This window comes from Paenibacillus solanacearum (assembly GCF_910593845.1).
GTDB lineage: Bacteria > Bacillota > Bacilli > Paenibacillales > NBRC-103111 > Paenibacillus_G > Paenibacillus_G solanacearum.
The window spans coordinates 1-934 of record NZ_CAJVAS010000117.1 but is presented as its reverse complement, the minus strand read 5'-3'; the positions used below and the strand labels follow the sequence as shown (position 1 = coordinate 934).

The window sequence follows — 934 nt, the reverse complement described above, 5'->3', positions numbered from 1 at the left end:
ACTCAACTTTCGCAGAGCCAAAATCGGCATGAATCCTTGTACAGAGAGGTTTTCCAAGCAATTAGGTAGTTGACTTGAAAAATAGAAAAACACCGCTTCGTTTGGTAAAGTGAAAGTGCGACCAATCACTACCACAACAGAAGAGGTGTCTTCCTTCATGATAAACGATCAGCCCGATCTAAATCAACTGCCAAACGAATTCAAGTCTACTTTTCAAGAACTAAACATTCTGACCTATCTTCGGCAAGCCGGATTTCGCAAACGTTTTGGCTTCAGATGCGCCTATTTATTCCAACTCGTCTTCATTCTCCTGTTTCATCAGAAGAATTGGTTTCGGTTGCTCGAGAGCGCCAAAGGGGATTCCTTTCCCGGCAAAGACGCCGTCTATCGCTTCCTCAATCATACCGGCTTTGCTTGGCGTCGCTTTCTGACGCTGCTCGGGACGGCTACCATGCAAAAGGTTGATGCTCTGACCTCGGAAAATCGCGACTCCGTCTTCATTGTCGACGATTCCATGTTTGAGCGGAGTCGCAGCAAAGCTGTCGAACTGCTAGCCCGGTTTAAGGATCATGCCACCGGCACGTTTTACAAGGGTTTCCGCATGCTGACTTTGGGATGGTCGGATGGTCATACCTTCGTGCCCCTGGATTTTTCGCTGCTGAGTTCCAGCAAATCGGCGATCAACGGCATGAACGAGACCATCGATAAACGGTCGCATGGCTACAAACGCCGGCAGGAGGCGTTGTTGCCGTCCCCACAAGTCATCGTGTCTATGCTAGATCGGGCGCTAAAGGCCGGGGCCACGGCCTCGTACGTCTTAATGGACAGCTGGTTTACTCATGCGCCGCTCATCGGCGAAATCGTGACTCGCGGCCTGGATGTGATCGGAATGGTCAAGAACGACAACAAGCGCTTCCTGATTCAAGGCCAGAAG

Annotated in this window: 1 protein-coding gene; it reads left to right on the top strand. The window is 50.4% G+C overall.

Going from position 1 to position 934, the window contains the following annotated elements; all coding sequences use genetic code 11:
• Positions 1-157: 157 nt before the first annotated feature.
• Positions 158-934 (top strand): IS4 family transposase (locus KXG62_RS33820; RefSeq protein ID WP_218096399.1); only part of this gene is annotated, 777 nt, incomplete at its 3' end.